Genomic DNA, 16,991 nt, shown 5'->3' with positions numbered 1-16,991 from the left:
CAGGATCAGGCTCGTGGTAAAGCCGGCTGAGCTTGGCCTCCGGGTTGTCCCTGTTGTCCCATGGCAGCAGGGCCGTACATCTGGGCAAAATTGTCCAGCTTGAAGTAATCAGTGGCAAACTCGATTTCCACCTCACCCATAAGTTTCGCCTTCAGCTCATCCTCTGCATTACTGTCTACCGTAGAGACCGAAATATTGGATGAGGTATGGGTGAAGCCGCCATTTACCTTATAAGGACTAAAGAACCCGCCCAGGCTGAACTCTCCGTCCACACTCGTATTGGATTCCCTGGTATTCATAGCGCTGGTGGTGAGGTCGCGCTTGGAGTTCATATTGAACTGTACCCCTGCCTTGACTTTACCCTTTTTGACTACCAGTCGCGTCACACCCATCAAAATGACCTCTCTCAAAGCGGTACGGTGCTCCTGGGCCATCTTGATCTTGGCATCCATAATGGATTTTTTCACCTCATTGTCATCCACATCCATGTTTTCACCTTCCGGATCGGTCAGTACCATTTCGCGGCGGTCCCCGTCACGCTCCATTCGGATTCCGTATTTATTAGGCTGATTTTCAGCCAGGTAGGCAAATGTGGTAGTATCATCTACTTTATTAATGAACTGTGCCAGATCCGTAGTAGCCGCTTTGAGTAGTTTTATATACTCCTCGGTCTGGGTTTTCATCACGTCCATATTAGCGTCAAACACAGCACGGAGCAGATCTGAAACGAACTGAGGGAAATCCACGCTTTGAACGAGATCCTCAAAGCCGTCTATGGCCGCATCGAAGTTCGGATCAAAGTCCCGGTCTGCCCGTGTTGGGCCATCCTCCTCTTCCATAGCACGGGCCCTGACCGATGCCTGGCTTGGCTTACCGACCAGCTTATTGTATTCTGACCTGACCACATCTTTATACATGGCCTTCTGCTCGTCTTCATTCAGTGAACGAAACGTATCGGAAGCAGCCAGCATGGTTTTGGCACTGGCCCTTGCCATAGACTTGTAGTCGGTTCCGGTTTTATATCTATTTGGCATAAGTCAGCGTGTTAGAAGTTCCATTCATCATTTTCTTCCACGGAGGGCATCAGGTTTTCCTCCTCCTGTTCTGGATACCGGTTGCCGTACCCCCCGCCTTCTAACTGGCTCTGGGCGATGATAAAGGCCTCGACCGAACGGATGAACTGATCGAAGGATATCTCGTAGCCATCCGAACCGTCGAACTCGGCAAAGTATCGGAACATCTTATGTCCCTCTACCGCAATGGTGCGCATGGCAGAAACATTGGGCACATTACCGTCCTGCTGGCCCATAACTCTCTCTATCACAGACCAAGGGCTCTTACGGTAGCCATAGCCGAGCTGGTCCACGATCACTTTATCCTGAAGGATGTCCATCGCGCTCTCAAACTGGGCGTTTATTTCAGGGATGATAGAAAGTACCAGGCCGGAGCAGGCATGGGTGAGGTTGTACTGAATATCCCGGATAATCTGGAAGATAGGTTCGCGGGAAATGGTATCAGTTGAAAGTTCTTTCTCTTCGCTCTTCCGGATATACTCCACTACCTGCTGCATAAGGGCTTCGGAGAGGTTCGTGAAAGTGGTATTTACATACATATTTTCCATCATACTGGCCTCACCGAGATTAAGTACCTGCTTGCTGAACATCCTGAATTCATCCAGGGAAGTGCGGTACTCACGCAGCTTGAAATAGTCATACAGCTTGCCGGTAATGGGCTCGCCGGGTGGCAGGTAAAGCTTCTGGCTGCGCATAGAGCCGGAGCTGTTGAGCAGGATAGCATCTACCGTATGGAATACACCGAGCTGCTCGCCCATAGTGTTGAGGTAGAACAGAGCGCCTGCGGCCAGGATATTTTCACGGATGATCCCCTGGGCCTCGGAGTCTTCGTAGTAGTTCACATTATAGTCGAAGCTGCCGTGTCCGCCGCCGAATATCCCTTTGATGGGATCGTTGGCAGAACCGCCTGCACTGCGCATGGCCTGGCTGTAGGCATAGAACAGCTTGTCATCCTGGTCTCCCTGATCCGGCCGCGATGGATCAAAATTGATCTCCACCAGCTTATCCACCATGGTTTTGGCTACTCTTTTCCGCTTAGAGGGGTTGAAGTACACCTCAGGAAAATTCTTAAGGTACTCATCCACGATCTGCGGCAGAGCACCTACTTTGAGCACCTCCTTCAGTTCATCCAGTATGTGGTCCGAAGCCGTATCCAGAGGAGGATTTTTACCGACTATACGCCGTAGCAACTGGCTTTTGTAGTCATCGTCTATGGCCAGCTTTTTCTCATTTATTACCTCTTCTATCACCAGCTCGTACAAGTCAGTACGGAGTGATTCGGCATTATTCAATATCCGGTTGAGTATGCCTTCCTCATCTTCCACCCCTTCGCTTTGTATTACCTGGTAAAGGAGGTAAACATATACCGGCTCCTGTGACAGCAGGTAACGGGTCGTACTGTCCAGCCGTATACGGTTTATCTTTTCAGAAACCTGCTGGATGGTCTTAGCATGTCCACCCTGGAGTAATTTTTGCCTCCAGGCCGCCAGGTTAGGGAAACTGTTTTCAATCATGGCTTTTGAGGTAACGTTTAAATTCTGACGCAGCCTTATCGGCATAATCGTGTGAGGTGTGGGTGTAGTACATATCTCTGAGCTTATCGCGCTCCGGCTTCAGTTGCTTTCTGGCTTCCGGAATGGCCTCATTCCTATAGAATTCGGAGAAGTCTTTCTCCATCTGCTCTTCCAGTTCCGTCTCCTTCTTCCGGGCTCTTTCTTCCCTTATTGCCATGCGGTATTCTTCGGCTTCTTCCTCACCATTTTTACGCAGTTTTTCATACTCCTCACGCTCCTTTTCGGAGAGGTACTCAGGGAAACTACTGTCAAACTCTTCCAGCCAGTCCCGCAGCTCATGCTCCACACCGGCCGCCCCACGGACTTTCTCTTTTTCAGCCAGTTGATCAGCCAGTTCGTTAAGCTGATCTTTCAGCTCTTCATTAAGCCGGGCGGGTAGCTCCTTGCGTTTATAATCGGCGAGATGGTTATCAAATTCCTCCACCAGATTCTCTATACGATCATTTACTTCTCTTTCCGCATCGTCCTGGCTGCCATCATTTGCTTCCTTATCCAGGTTGCTCATGATGTTTCGCATGCTTTTCTCCACATTGATCTTATAGCCAAGTCCGGCAGGTGGCTTTATGTAGAATTCATTTCTACCCGGCAGGCGTGTCATAGGGCTATTAAAAGAGCGCTCCAGTTCCAGCCCTTTTTTATGCAGCGCGTATATGCTCTTCAACTTTTTGGTGAGAGACTCGGGCGTCATCGGTTCGGCCAGTTCAATCGAAGATTTTCCGTTGCCTTTCGTTTTGGTACTGTAGCTATACGCGCTCATGTCCGGCAGTCGTGATAGAGTTGATGGTTCGTGTTTCATTTCAGTGCCTTATTTTGTAGTTGAGCAAGCGGAGGGCGTCCTGAATGTTAATATGTCCGTAGCCTGCTTTAATATCTTTGATCCGGTTGCTGACCTTATCAGAAGTATGTTTGATAAGGTATTTCATCTGATTGTCAGAAAGGGTAACCCCTTTGTGTGCAGCGGCTGTTTTCAGAATGGCAAGGCAGCCGGATACAAAGGGAGCTGCCTGCGATGTGCCGCTGCTATAGGCATATTCATCTGTGCCGTAGCTGCTGTAAATATTGGTACCCGGCGCCACCACCGACACATGTGCGCCGTAGGTGCTGAAGCCGGCCACATCCTCTTCCTCCCCACCGGCCCCGACGGCAATCACATAAGGGTTGGCACCCGGATAGTATTTTTGATTGCGTCCGTCATTACCCGCAGCCGCCACAATGGTGGTGCCTTTAGACCTCGCATAACGGATCACTTCCTCATGCGGCAGGCCGCCGCCTTCATGCCGTATCCCCAGACTCATATTTATGATTTCGGCTCCCTGGTCTATCGCATATTTTATTCCTGCATCAATATTCTCAAGGAGCCCCGCTCCTACCACCCCGTCTTCATTTTGAAATGCGCCCAGCACCCTAACGGGAAGTATTTTGCACCGTGGTGCAATACCGGGTGGCATGCTCCTGCCCTTTCCGGCTATGATACCGGCCACGTGGGTACCATGGCCCACCTCATCAGAGGGTTCGGCATCCGGCCCCAGGTAATCACCCACAAATGCATCGGCTCCATCGAGTATATCTACAAAGTCAAAGCCTCCTCCGCCTGTATGGTCCAGTTCGGGATGCTGTGCATTTACCCCGGTGTCCAGCACGGCTATCGTAATGTTCCGGCTGCCCTGCAGGTCCGGATCCAGGTGATTCAGCATCTCATGTCTGAGTCGTCGGCTCATTGTGGTAGAAGGATAGCTGAAGGGCCGCAGCGATGTGCTGAAAAACCCGGGAGGCCGTACGCTTATCACGTCGGAATGAAGGCGTATGTCATTTATCAATCCATCCGGAATCTGCGTGGTATCGCGCAGTATGATTCTGTAGTAACGGTTTAGGCCAGCGGCAATTTCCTCGTCGCTCCATTCACCTGCTTTGGGAGTATATTCCAGGGTGACGAAGACATCCTGCGCGTATTTTCGCATTACACCATCTATAGGCGTGCCCGTCCGGTCACACACCACTGACTTATCAGAGACGAAGGCCTGCCAGGAAGGTAACATACCCTCCAGAGGTTTATCAAACTGAATGACAAGGTGCGGCTTCATAAGGTGCGGTTTAATAGCTGGGATAAGTTCAGGAACCTACCGCACTCTTTCAATGGCCATTTCTAGTCATATTATATGCCCCTACACCATTCTGCGGCGACCTGCTTCACATACCATTTGGGCGGTGTTCTTTACCTGAAACTTTTCTATGAGATGCTTCCTGTGATTGATAGCGGTGTGAATACTGATACATAGCATATCCGCTACCTGCTTATTAGAGTACCCTGCTGCAATGAGCGCCAGTACTTCCTGTTCCCGGTTCGTAATATGCAGAGGATTGGAGTCAGCCCCTCCCGGCACCAGCCAGGCCGCCAGTTGAGTGTGTCTACCTGAATAACCTTGGGGTTCAAATACAAGATACCTTCTGACCCACTGCTGCCGGTGCCATATTCGCACACCCAGCGTAAAATACATGTGAGTCTCTATACCTGACATTACCCTGGTACAGGTTTCCTGTATCCACCCTAAGAGGGTATGCACCCCATTAATATCCTTCGGATGAAGGACCTGTTCAAGCTTAGTAAGGCCTTCTACTTCATGCGTGGCCTTCGAATGATGGTATTCGCTGGTTGTAAAATGGTAAACAAACGTATCTGATCCTTCAGGTGCTTCCCTCCCGGGTGTAAAAGTTGTTTGATCATTCCAATCCACCCCGAGAGCCTGGGCCGGATCAAAGGCATGATGATGTTTTGAGGTTATCATGTGGTTTGGGGTTGATAGGCACCTTTTAATGATACGCTATATAAAAAGTAACCCTGATTGAAGAGGAATTAAATACAAAACACATTGACGTACAGGTGATTATTATGTTTTAGACATATCTAAATTTTATTTTTTGATATGTTAAATAGTTTATTTAGCTTTGTAAAAACAAATATTGGGATGAGGCTTATTTTTATCACCTGTATACTTATCATTTTTTGCATGCCATCCTCCCTTGCACAAGGCATAATTTTGGGAAATATATCAGGTCCCGATGGCCCCGTACCCGGAGCGACCGTGCGTATTCTCCCGGGTAATACAGGTAGTGTGGCTGACGAAAACGGTTTTTTTCAATTAGATAATGTGCCGGAGGGCAAGCTTACTATCGAAGTAAGGTCCATAGGGTTCAGGGAGTACACTCACCTAATACAGGCAAAACCAGGTGATACGATAAGGCTCGAAGTAATACTGGAAGAAAACCGGCTAGGCCTAGACGAGGTAGTGGTCACAGGTACTATGCAACCTACCTTCTTATCCAAAAGCCCGGTTAAGATAGAGGTGATCACTTCCGAGTACTTCCAAACCTTTATGCCTACTGCCTCTGCCTCTATAGTAGAAGGAGTATCACTGGTAAACGGCGTACAGGAAACCATCGAGTGTGGTGTTTGCTTCACTAACAGCATAAGTATAAACGGCCTGCCTGGAGCTTATACAGCTATCTTACTCGACGGGGCACCTGTATACGGTAACCTGGCCGCTGTGTATGGACTCAATGGCATACCTGCTTCCCTGATAGACCGTTTTGAGGTGATAAAAGGCCCCTCCTCCACCCTTTACGGATCAGAGGCCGTCGCAGGCGTCATAAATATCATCACCAAAGATCCGGAAAACCAGCCCTTTCTCACAGGAGACCTGATGACCACCTCCCACAACGAGGTATTCGCAAATGCAGGGGTATCACTCAATTCCGGAAAATCCACTGGCTATATCGGGACCAACTACGGGCACATCGGGATATTCGAAGACCGTAATAATGACGGCTTCAGTGACATTGTCAATCTTGACCGCTACAGCCTTTTTACCAAGTGGGACCTTAACCGTAAAAGCGGCAAAAAGTGGACACTGGCTGGGAAGCTGCTTTATGAAGATCGTCGCAATGGGGTGGAATCATACCTGAAGGACCGCAACTACCGTAACTTACGGGGAAGTGACAGCCTGTACGGCGAAAGCATTTATACCAAACGGGCCGAGGTATTTGGCACCTACGAGATGGCCCTGCCTGGGAATATCCGCCTGGATTATTCCCTAAGCGTACACCGCCAGGACAGCTATTATGGAGCAGATCATTATGTAGCAGAGCAGGACATCCTGTTTGCCAACCTGGTGTGGTCTGAGCAAGTGGGCCGGCACAGCCTGCTGGGCGGGTTTACCAGCCGGCTGGAACGCTATGATGACAATACCGTAGCCACCTCAGAAGAAAATAGGAATGCTGCCAGCAGCCGGTATATTCCCGGGCTGTTCTTACAGGATGAATGGGAAGCTACCCCCTGGCTTACGCTACTGCCTGGCGCAAGGCTGGACCTTTACCCTGAGCACGGCCCGGTATTCTCCCCCCGCTTTAGCCTGAAAGCCAAGCCCGGCGAGTGGACTACCCTTCGGCTAAACTCCGGCACAGGCTTCCGTGTGGTAAACTTGTTTACGGAAGACCACGCCTTTGTCACCGGTCAGCGAAGTGTGGTCATTGAGGAAGACCTGCAGCCGGAACGCTCCTACAATGTGGCGCTAAATGTTAACCATGTCTACACCCTGGGCAGTGGACAGGGAATGGTGGACCTGGATGGATTTTACACCTATTTCACGAACAAGATTATCCCCGACTATAACACGCCGGGTGAGATACGCTATGCTAATACCGAAGGCCATGCCGTCTCCAAAGGGGTGGGGATGAACCTGTCGCATGAGTTTGCTTTTCCCTTGTCCCTCAATGCAGGCCTTACCTGGCAGCAGGTAACAGAAACGGCCCCTGATGAAGACGGCACTATGAGCACAAGACAGGTAGAGTTTGCCCCCGGATGGAGCGGTGTACTTACAGCCTCTTACCGGTGGAAAAAAGCTGGTCTCACAGTAGGTACTACTCTGCAATACACCGGCCCTATGGCCCTGCCGGAAGTCTATGACCTGGACCAGACCGGTACACCGGAAGACAGCCCCCGTCCGGTACGCTCTGAGGGTTTCCTGACCTTAAATGCCCAGGCGACAAAACAGCTCTCGGACACATGGAGCCTGTACGCCGGTGTACAGAATATCCTGGACTACATACAGCCCGTATCGCCTCTCACCGGATATAATGACCCTGCTGCGGCCCCGGGATTCAGTAGTTCCTTTGATACAGCCTATGCCTGGGGGCCGCTGCATGGCAGTGAGGTATACCTTGGAGTGACTTTTACATTACAGGACAAATAACCCATTGGTTATCAGCTTTTTTTATTACCTTATTTTGTAAAACCAAGCCAATGAGCGAGACGCCCTACTACCCTGCCATTACCCCCTACCTTATTATTGAAAACGCTGCCGGCCTATTAGATTTTTTACAAGAAGTCTTCGGCGCTGAAGCCCGTTCCGTTCAGCACCGGGAAGATGGACGTACCATTATGCACGCCGAGGTAACTATCGGTGAGGGGCTGGTCATGATTGCTGACTCAACTGAAGAGTTTCCCGAATCTCCTGCTGTACTATATGTATACCTGGATGAGGTAGACAAGTATTATAAAACGGCGCTGAAAGCAGGGGCAAAATCTCTGGAAGAACCTAATAACCAGGAATATGGCCACCGGCGGGCAGCCTTTGCAGATAAGCATAAAAACCACTGGTGGATCGCATCGCCCATACAGGCCAAATAATACTCACTCCGTGTCAAACAGGAAGGAATGCAGGGCTTCTTTCGTTTTTTTATGATTAAAATGCCAATCTGAATAGGGTAAGGGAAACATCACAATTCCGGCCCTTCCCAGTATGCGGTAGCGTTCCACATCGTGCATCGTTTCAAAGTCACCCGGATATCCCACCAAGTCTATCCCCATATATTTTTCATCCCGTTTGATCAGCATATCTATGCTCAGTCCGGCCACCGCATAATCCGGCCATACCATATCAAGGCCCCACTTCTTTACCTCGGACAGTACTTCTTTCAGGAATACGTCATGCGGACGGCCTGCTGCTACCGGCTGAGTATCAGGTAATGAAGTTCCTTCCAGAAACTTATGCAGCAGGCTTTGCGGTCTCACATCTATTGCCTCCACGGAGGTATAAACTATCTGTTGCCTCCTTGCCCGCGTAATGGCCACGTTAAATACATCCTCTTTGTCGATATGAATAAAAGCACTGTGATGACTGTCCGGATCTACGGCCATTGAAAGATACATATGGTCCCTTTCTTCCCCCTGAAAGCTATAAGGCGTGCCTACCCGCAGATTATGTTTCTCTATTTCACTAATGGAAAATGCCTCCATGATCATCTTACCCAACAGATCAGCCTGGGCCCGTAAAGGCGATAGGATGCCGATAGAGGTGCGGTACCCTGCATAAAGGCTGGCCTCTGCTTCCACCACCTTTCTCACATCATCGATGATCCGCTCTGCCTCTTCCGTATTTTCCCCTTTTCGATTCCTTTTACCAGACACAAATATCACTTGCAGAGCCTCTTCTTCCTGCTCCGGCCGCTGTGTCATAATGCGTAGCCCGCTCTCGTAAAAGTATTGGTTACTGAACTGTATGATAGGGGGCAAACTGCGGTAGTGTTCATCCAGCGTATCTAGTTGGTCCCCACTATTCACCCGGTTAATGGCCAGATGGAGAATACTGTTTTCGCGGTAGTTTGTGCAGAAGTCCGGTAGGGCGGAAAGAGTATGCCGGTCTCTAAGCATGGACTGCATGCTACGCGACAGGAAGCTCACATGGCGCAACTGAGCAGGGTCCCCCGCAATCACCACGCGCTTCGCCCGCTGAATGAGAGGCAGGCAACTGGCCATATCACACTGTGTGGCCTCGTCGATAATGAGCACATCAAACAGCTCCCTTTTCAGAGGCAGGGCATCTTTCACCTCCGGCATATTCACCAGCCAGACCGGCAGCGCCTTCAGTATGCCCCTAAAATCCGTTTGGTTATATTTGCGGATTCTCTCGGTGTCATTGGTAGTGGTCCAGGCCTCACGAAATTGCTGCAGGCTTTTGTAGTGGTCACGATGCCCGACCACCAACTCCACCACATAATGTAATTTTATAAGCCGGTGAAGATCTTCCTGTTGCTTTTGGTCCAGCTCCTGGAGGGTACGGACGCGCTGCCATACCGGCTCCTGCAGGCGGTTCATCACATTAATTACCTGGTCCTTGACCTTATCCCAAAGGCCTTTATTATTCTTTGCAAGCTGATGCCCCCATTCTATTTCCCGCTGGGTTTCTTTTTCTATACCCTCGGTAAGCGCTGCCATTTGCTTTCTGCGTCGGTCAGTCCTGCTTAGCAGCTCGTTGTATTCGCTGTTTACGGTACCTATACCTTTTACCGTACCCATACCCAGCTTTCGGAAGAGGTAGCCTGCCAGGTCACCCGAGGCCAATATGCCTTTTAAGTAGCGGCTTATGATGGTGCGATGCTCCCGCTTTTTTCCGGCACGAAGTGTAAACAAAGAGGTGCCGATCTGTTCCCTTAGCTTATTGTCAATCACATCCACCGCTTCATCCGTTCGGGAAGCGATCAGTACCGACTCCCCGCGGGTAAGGTGGTCCAGTGCTATGGCGCCTATCGTGTACGTCTTGCCCGTACCCGGAGGGCCTACCACGACAGTGAGCGTATTACGTGCAGCCGAGGAAAGAATCCGTTGCTGAGCATGGCTTAGCAAAACCGGAACCCGGTCACCATAGGCCCTAACCATGGTGGCCGTCTCCTTTACAGATTCTTGAAGGTCAAAAATATGCCGTAAGGGGGCCGAAAACTCCTGCCCTTCTGCCAGTTCCTGCAGTTCATTGATTATCCCCCGCGTTCCCGCCGATTTATCCACAAGACCAGCCATGCTAAAAGGTATCATCACCTTCTCTTCCGTAGCCTGCTTCTTAAGCTTCGTCGCCAGGGCTTTTGCCTTGGATGAGGCCATAAGCCTGGGGTATAAATACAATTCGGATACATCCGTATGTTCGAAATACGAAGCTCCTATATCAGCCAGCTTTCCGGCCTCGGAAAAAGGCAGGTAATTATCCGCAAACTCAGTAAATAAAGGGTTCTTATGATAGTCTATCTCCTGCTCGCCAAACAGCAGGCTCAGGAGGCTCTGGTTTATTCTGCGCTCGTCTGCTTTTATACCCAGGTAATAATCTTCCTCACGCTTTTCTATAGTAGCCGGCCATAGAAACAGGGGCGCAAACAGCCTCTTTACGTCTCCCCGGAAATCAGTGTAAGCGCCGCATACAAAAAATGATCCGTACAAAAACTCCTTTTCCTTCTCAAACAGGCTCAGCTTTTTCAGTATACTTTCAGCCTTGCCCCTGTCCAGCGGAATGATGGGCATACGGTCTGTAGCCAGCTCCTCCTCCCCTTCTACGATGACCTTTTCCTCTATTTTCCGGTCCAGAAAATCATAAATACCCGTGTCACGTTTATCCGACCGGTAGCAATCATGAAAATACCGGATAATATCCGAAATATCTACGTCAGGGGCAGTGGCTACTTTATCCATCCATGTGATTTAATCCCCCAATTTTAATGCACCCCGCAGGTTATTCCTATTTAAAATAGGGCCATTCCCTACCTATGGCGCTACATCCTACACCCGGAAGCACTTAAAATAAGCTGCTCCCAACCAGGGCATAGCCGTCAGGTAAAAAATCAAAGGACAGTGAGGTTGCGTAAGATTAAGTTTGGATACCCGCCTAAAAATTGTACTTTTACAATAGAGCACTTACTCGTGGCCTCGAAAAACCCATGCCTTTTTTTCCCAATCACCCACCCGATACTGAACCGTTTATAATCCGTCTTTAAACCATGTAGAGAAGGTTCCTCCTTCGTCCATCCTTCGGTCTGGACAGGCACACAAGGCACTACTGCATAATTGTACATTAAGAGGTTTGTGTACACCTTCCCCCTACTTCATAGCCATCAGGTTAAGGTTACAAATAGCCCAACATAGTTCATTAGCAATTCCCTACCCTACGGACGGGGACCGTAAGCCAGGTAGCTACCCTTAGCTCACCGTCAAAGGCCTGTACATGAAATTTGTAGTACCCGTCTTCAAACAAGGGTCCCTGGGTGTTTTACCGCGGATCTACGTAATCTTAGTCAAAAGGCAACAGGTCTGGCTGCAAATAGCTTCGTTTTGCCTTTGCATCCTGAAAAAGGTCAAATGAATAATGAGCTCGCAATAAGCTGATAAAGTCCGTTTTTAGCCTGGGGTATTGCTCGATAAGCGTGTGAAAATCAACTTCAGAGGCCTTCAGGTAAAAGTGATATACTATCCTTACGGCAGCTTCGGTTACTGTTTGGTTATACTTATCCGGTGCTCCGTTCTTTGCAGCAAACTGCCTGATTTGTTCACCTATATTATCAATTGCCTGCTCCACCCCATATTTCCGAATGTATACCCAGGCTAGTCGCAGATGAGCTTCATGGGTAAACAATGATGGATCCAGCGTTACGGATATCATCTGTTGCTCTAAGGGATCGTCAGAAAGGTCAAAATGTGAGGCCATAATATGATTATTTGATATAGGAAAATAAGCCTTGTGAATTATAATGATTCAAACGAACTGCTTGGGTGTAGCTGGTTCTTTTAGCATCCGGGGCCAACACCGGTAAGTAACGGCGCGCCACACATACTCTACCGGCCCGAACCGGAAGGCTCTGAGCCATATCATGCTAAACAGCAGTTGGAAGATGAATGCGCCAAAAGCGGTAACCAGTGTTTGCCAGGTATGAGAGGGATGAGATGAAGCCCAGCATTGAGACGGCCAAGAAGCTGGCCGATGCTTTGGAAGTATCGTTGGATTACCTGGTAGGTGAAGGAGATTTAAAAGTGCTGGATAAAAAAACGTTTCAACGCCTAGAAGATATTGACAAGCTGTCGGAAGCCGATAAACAGAACATTTTCTATACGCTCGATAATTTGATCAAAGCAGCAAAACTGAGAGCTCTATAAAAAAGAAAAGCCTCGGAGTACTTCCAGGGCTCTAGTGTTTTTAGTTCTGCTTAGTTAATTCATTGAGCCCTTTAAGCCGACCCATTTATTTCAAGATCGTAAACTTTGCCAGAACTTAAATTCACCTTCACTTTCCAATAGTGGCTACAACCATCAAAGACTAAAATATATTCAGTGTCTAAGCCTCCGTAATCAACATCTTTTGCCCATAACATATTAATCAATATTATTTTTTCACCAGAGGTATTGGTATAGCCTATGTACTGGCGGATATACTTATTAAGGTTTTTGTCAATGACGGGGCACTGTTTACTAACTTGGTTAAGTTTCCACTTGTTAATCTTTTCAATTTGATTAGCAAGCATCTGCTCTGCTTTTTTAACTTCCTCTAGAGTTGGTTCAAACCACTCTTTTTTGTCATCTACAAAAATGTCAACATCCTTGGTCACGATTACTCCCTTATATGATTCATCGATATCAAACATCTTTTTTGACTGGCTGCAAGCAAAGGTCGATGATAAAAGGATTATAGCTAATATTTCAAATAATTTCATCATCTCTTCTGTATTTTAATACTAATCGAAGGCACTGTGGAAGCTGGTACTAAATTTCTAATTGGTTTCGGCTTTAGTTTCAAATCATTATAATAGTTATTGCCGTAATAAATGCTATTGCCAAATGAATCGATTATAGGAGTACCACTATTATATTGAACTCTTAATGGCAAAAAGTTTTCTGCTCGTATTAAATTTTCACCATGCGATGCAAATATCTCTGCTTGGATAGTGTTACCTACTTTTTTGCCACTCACTGTACCTCTTATATCATCTACGCTGTGGTATAATTCATGAGCCAGTCCAACAAACGTAGGCCTATTGGTTAACCCTCTAGTGTCCAACCCACCATTTTGGCTGCTAACATCAAAAGTAACTTCATTTGTTTTGGTATTATACGAATTACCACTACCTGCAGAACCTTTAACGATGGTTACATTATCAGTAGAAGCTTGAAGTTCATCCACCAACTTGTTGCCCTCCTTGCCTGCAGATATTTGGCCTAGATTACTAACGGCTGTTTTTAGGAATCCTTTTAGTTGCTGATTACCATTTTTATCAACTTTAGTTCCTTTCCCAGTATATTGTGTACCATCGCTGTTATATAACTGCCCGTCAACATACAGAGCCTTATTATTTTTGTTGATTTGTATCCAGAGGGAGTCTCCGTTTATATCAATGTAGTTGATTGGGCTATTTGCTCCATATTGATAGGGAGTTAAGTCATAATATTTCTCAGCAAATCTATCAATGGTACAGAACCTTCCTAAAGCTGGATCCATCATCCTGGCCCCATAGTCGTACCACTCCAGTCCCAGTTCATTTTGCAGTTCCTTGCCATTGTACAGGTACTGGTTCTTAGCTTCACCCTCTCTTACATAGCTCATATTGCCATGGCTTAGACCAAAGGGGTAGTAGCTATCCGTCTGAACGATTGGAGTAGGTGTATGAATTAACTTCAGGTCGTCGAAATAGATGTCCTTAGCGGTGGGCTCTTCGTTGGTAACATAGACAAACACGAATCCTTCCTGCTCAGGACAAATACAATGCTAGTACCTCTACTATTACTGCAGAAAGGAAATTTTCGTGTTTAGTTTGAGGGCTATGCTAACCAGAGAGCAGCTTTTAATACATAGGGTCATAACCTATCCTAATCAATAACCTACTTAGCAAACGCTTTTACTTCCCCGCTTTTTTTCTTTATCCGGGGCCAGTAAAGATAAGTCAGCGCCCGCCACACATACTCTACCGGTCCGAACCGGAAGGCTCTGAGCCATATCATGCTAAACAACAGTTGGAAAATAAACACTCCTAATGCCATCACCAGTGTCTGCCAGGGGCTCAGAGTCTCGTACAATCCTAAGCCAATAGAAGAAAAAATAAGTAATCCGATCAGGCTCTGCATCAGGTAGTTTGTCAGTGCCATACGTCCGGCATACGCCAAAGGACTCAGTAGTTTTACCCATAACTGCTTCTGCATAAGCCAGGCTACCCCCCAGAGGTAACACAGCCCCATGGCTATATCACACAGAAACATGCTGCGGTACAGTACCGGCCCCAGGTCACTATTTTTGAAAACACCCGTGTCCGGTAGTACAAACAGGAATACCACCCGATAGGCATTAGTCAGTACAAACACGGAGATATAGCCCCATTTTGTGCTATTCAAAAAAGCAGGAATGTCCTTCACAACGCGTTTTTTACCAGCATACACTCCCAGCAGAAACATAGAGAAGGCGACCGGTGCCATAAATGAATACAGCAGGGGCATATTCGCCACATATTCATGCAGCCTGAAACGCACACCCTCCAGGTAGCTCCCTTCCCGGATTATTCGTACAGCTTCTTCCGAAGAATAGGCCTCCAGATATGAGGCCGGTTGAAAGTTCAAATACCGAAACAGCGTCCCCGATAGCTCTTCGTAATAGGGGAAGCATAACAACGCCACAGATGCCAGTAAAATGACCCTTGAGGGCACGCGAAAAACCAACAGGGTCAACACCCCCAGCACGGCATACATATGCACCACATCACCTCCCCATAGCAAAATGACGTGCAATGCCCCAATGACAAACAGAGCCGCCATACGGCGCAGGAAAAAGCCCCCGGACCTAATACCCCTATCCATGCGCTTGAGTGCCTGCATGGCAATGCCCAGGCCAAATAAAAAAGAGAATATGGGAAAGAACTTAGAGTAAAAGAACAACTGAAGTATCCTCACGGCCAGGCGATCAGGTGCAGATGTCCACTGTCCGGCAAAAGCATCCTGATTCATAAAAATACAATTCATGATCTCAATGTTAACCACGAATATGCCCAAGACGGCAAAGCCACGAAGTACATCCAGTGTAGGAATACGGCCCTGACTATCTGTAGGGCCTCCCAGGGTATTTTCTTTCATGTAATCCTTAAGGTTCTTTCGGGAGCCAAAAATAAGAAAATGGCTAGCCTTACGCCGAATAATCAGTAATTATTCATTTATTTAAAGCTAAGTACTGCTTCCCTGGTGGTGCCTTGAACCCATGTCTTTCTAAACCTACATTTACCATGAAAAAAGCCCGGAATATTTTTCATGTTATCAGCTACCTGCAATATCCTCTCATGGCTGCGGCCCTGTACTTTGCCATACAACCTTATCTCACTGGCTTTGAGGATGTGCTGGAAAGCATCAACATCATGCTCATATTCATGGGGGTGGCCATCAGCTTTTCTACCCTGCAGGATACGACAAAGACCCAAAACAAGCTATCCCTTAAAGTGTATCAAAACCCCAAAGCGGCCAGGGTATTCCTGATCTACCTGCTGGTGATCATTGTCGTATTCATGGGGGCCGGTTTTGTAGGGCTTCTAGGGCAGGAAGACTCAAAGCTCCGGGAGATCAGTATAGGCCTCATCGTACTGAGTATTGGCATGTTAGGCATGCTTAAAGCAGCAGTAGAAATGGCGGAGTATCATGGAGCTAAAAGAGAAAATCTAAGTTGATAACGTTCCAACACATTTATCGAAAGTGATTCAGTACCAAACTGATAAATTTCATTTGCGATTTGCAGCAGGTGTCTGCTTAGTTCTCATCGACTTTTAAAATATGTTAAGCCGACTAGTTATCATTAGTCCAAATAGTGAAATGATGTCAGTAGCCCTTCCCAGTCACTTTTATTTTGGCTTAGCACATTATACAGTATGATTTTTGATTTCTCATCTATGTGAATTACGGCTGCTTTTCTATTCGCATTGGGTTTAGAGAATTTTTGCTCCCAGCCGTTTATGTCATTTAGTTTATTTAGCACCTGATACATATCAGTAGTCTTCAAAGCGCTATCGCCGGGAATCATGCTTCTTTCACTTTCCTTATGCGGATATACCTGTATGTAAACCATTTGTCCTTTTGGATAAAAAAAGAAAAAGTCTTTACTACTAAAAATCCTATAATCATTTATTCCTTTAGGAAGCTTAATTAAAAATTTTAATGGCGCTGTGATTTCATCAAGGTGCCTACATCCACTCATTAAAAAGCACAACAATAAAAGGGTAAGAGTTTCTTTCATACAGCCGCCATCTTTAAAAGCCGCGAAAGAGGCTTACAATCAGTACATTCAAAAGTATAAGCGATTCCTTCATCATCAACCGTTATAACATTAACATCCTTAATTTTTATTCTTTCATCACAGGATAAAAAGGCGAGCTGATGTTTATCAAAACCCAGCCTATACTGAGAAAAGCAGCCATTATGAGACACAATAACCTTTATCCCCCCTACTTCCAAATTTTGTCCTGAGAGCCAAAAAAAAGCCCCCGCCATAATGGCGGAGGCTTATAGAAACCTGTA

The 16,991-nt window shown here is 47.3% G+C and carries 17 protein-coding genes; 4 read left to right on the top strand and 13 right to left on the bottom strand.

Going from position 1 to position 16,991, the window contains the following annotated elements; translation table 11 throughout:
* Positions 1-5: 5 nt before the first annotated feature.
* From AB9P05_RS18735 to AB9P05_RS18715, 5 genes are all read right to left on the bottom strand, one after another.
* A complete protein-coding gene (locus AB9P05_RS18735) occupies positions 6-1,034 on the bottom strand; it encodes a hypothetical protein (RefSeq protein ID WP_371910368.1) in 1,029 nt (342 codons plus the stop codon).
* Between the two features lie 11 nt (positions 1,035-1,045).
* On the bottom strand, positions 1,046-2,587 hold the full coding sequence (locus AB9P05_RS18730; protein ID WP_371910367.1) for a hypothetical protein: 1,542 nt from the start codon (positions 2,585-2,587) through the stop codon (positions 1,046-1,048).
* Positions 2,580-3,443: a hypothetical protein gene (locus AB9P05_RS18725; protein WP_371910366.1), complete on the bottom strand. Its 864-nt coding sequence runs from the start codon at positions 3,441-3,443 to the stop codon at positions 2,580-2,582. The genes AB9P05_RS18730 and AB9P05_RS18725 overlap by 8 nt, the downstream gene beginning before the upstream one ends.
* A gap of 1 nt (position 3,444) precedes the next feature.
* Positions 3,445-4,728, bottom strand: a complete 1,284-nt coding sequence (locus AB9P05_RS18720) for a S8 family serine peptidase (RefSeq protein ID WP_371910365.1) — start codon at positions 4,726-4,728, stop codon at positions 3,445-3,447.
* Positions 4,729-4,809: 81 nt separating this feature from the next.
* Positions 4,810-5,430 (bottom strand): response regulator transcription factor, encoded by a 621-nt coding sequence (locus AB9P05_RS18715; protein ID WP_371910364.1) that lies wholly within the window; start codon positions 5,428-5,430, stop codon positions 4,810-4,812.
* Positions 5,431-5,682: 252 nt separating this feature from the next.
* Here AB9P05_RS18715 and AB9P05_RS18710 point away from each other — a divergent pair, with 252 nt between their 5' ends.
* Positions 5,683-7,893, top strand: a complete 2,211-nt coding sequence (locus AB9P05_RS18710; RefSeq protein ID WP_371910363.1) for a TonB-dependent receptor domain-containing protein — start codon at positions 5,683-5,685, stop codon at positions 7,891-7,893.
* Between the two features lie 50 nt (positions 7,894-7,943).
* Positions 7,944-8,330 (top strand): VOC family protein, encoded by a 387-nt coding sequence (locus tag AB9P05_RS18705; RefSeq protein WP_371910362.1) that lies wholly within the window; start codon positions 7,944-7,946, stop codon positions 8,328-8,330.
* 3 nt (positions 8,331-8,333) lie between these two features.
* Here the strand turns inward: AB9P05_RS18705 and AB9P05_RS18700 are convergent, their stop codons facing one another.
* The 3 genes from AB9P05_RS18700 to AB9P05_RS18690 all read right to left on the bottom strand — a co-directional run bounded on the left by AB9P05_RS18700 (position 8,334) and on the right by AB9P05_RS18690 (position 12,330).
* A complete protein-coding gene (locus AB9P05_RS18700; RefSeq protein WP_371910361.1) occupies positions 8,334-11,156 on the bottom strand; it encodes an AAA domain-containing protein in 2,823 nt (940 codons plus the stop codon).
* Positions 11,157-11,751: 595 nt separating this feature from the next.
* Entirely contained in the window at positions 11,752-12,165 is a 414-nt protein-coding gene (locus tag AB9P05_RS18695; protein ID WP_371910360.1) for a hypothetical protein, read from the bottom strand.
* A gap of 48 nt (positions 12,166-12,213) precedes the next feature.
* Positions 12,214-12,330, bottom strand: coding sequence for a DUF418 domain-containing protein (locus AB9P05_RS18690; protein ID WP_371910359.1), 117 nt, complete (start codon positions 12,328-12,330; stop codon positions 12,214-12,216).
* A gap of 44 nt (positions 12,331-12,374) precedes the next feature.
* On the opposite strand from AB9P05_RS18690, the gene AB9P05_RS18685 reads away from it, so the two are divergent.
* Positions 12,375-12,611, top strand: a complete 237-nt coding sequence (locus tag AB9P05_RS18685) for a helix-turn-helix domain-containing protein (RefSeq protein ID WP_371910358.1) — start codon at positions 12,375-12,377, stop codon at positions 12,609-12,611.
* A 71-nt stretch (positions 12,612-12,682) separates the two neighbouring features.
* Here AB9P05_RS18685 and AB9P05_RS18680 read toward each other — a convergent pair whose 3' ends face one another.
* The 3 genes from AB9P05_RS18680 to AB9P05_RS18670 all read right to left on the bottom strand — a co-directional run bounded on the left by AB9P05_RS18680 (position 12,683) and on the right by AB9P05_RS18670 (position 15,566).
* Positions 12,683-13,168 carry a hypothetical protein gene (locus AB9P05_RS18680; protein WP_371910357.1) on the bottom strand — a complete coding sequence of 162 codons (486 nt, stop codon included), beginning with the start codon at positions 13,166-13,168 and terminating at the stop codon, positions 12,683-12,685.
* Positions 13,165-14,184 carry an RHS repeat-associated core domain-containing protein gene (locus tag AB9P05_RS18675; RefSeq protein WP_371910356.1) on the bottom strand — a complete coding sequence of 340 codons (1,020 nt, stop codon included), beginning with the start codon at positions 14,182-14,184 and terminating at the stop codon, positions 13,165-13,167. Before AB9P05_RS18675 ends, AB9P05_RS18680 begins: the two co-directional genes overlap by 4 nt.
* A 143-nt stretch (positions 14,185-14,327) precedes the next feature.
* Entirely contained in the window at positions 14,328-15,566 is a 1,239-nt protein-coding gene (locus AB9P05_RS18670; protein ID WP_371910355.1) for a DUF418 domain-containing protein, read from the bottom strand.
* Between the two features lie 146 nt (positions 15,567-15,712).
* On the opposite strand from AB9P05_RS18670, the gene AB9P05_RS18665 reads away from it, so the two are divergent.
* Positions 15,713-16,147 carry a hypothetical protein gene (locus AB9P05_RS18665; protein ID WP_371910354.1) on the top strand — a complete coding sequence of 145 codons (435 nt, stop codon included), beginning with the start codon at positions 15,713-15,715 and terminating at the stop codon, positions 16,145-16,147.
* 125 nt (positions 16,148-16,272) lie between these two features.
* Here the strand turns inward: AB9P05_RS18665 and AB9P05_RS18660 are convergent, their stop codons facing one another.
* Positions 16,273-16,710 carry a hypothetical protein gene (locus AB9P05_RS18660; protein ID WP_371910353.1) on the bottom strand — a complete coding sequence of 146 codons (438 nt, stop codon included), beginning with the start codon at positions 16,708-16,710 and terminating at the stop codon, positions 16,273-16,275.
* Positions 16,707-16,964, bottom strand: a complete 258-nt coding sequence (locus AB9P05_RS18655) for a hypothetical protein (RefSeq protein WP_371910352.1) — start codon at positions 16,962-16,964, stop codon at positions 16,707-16,709. Before AB9P05_RS18655 ends, AB9P05_RS18660 begins: the two co-directional genes overlap by 4 nt.
* Positions 16,965-16,991 lie beyond the last annotated feature (27 nt).

This window comes from Roseivirga sp. BDSF3-8 (genome assembly GCF_041449215.1).
GTDB lineage: Bacteria > Bacteroidota > Bacteroidia > Cytophagales > Cyclobacteriaceae > JBGNFV01.
Note: the sequence above shows the minus strand (reverse complement) of the source record. Positions and strands in the feature narration are given on the sequence as shown.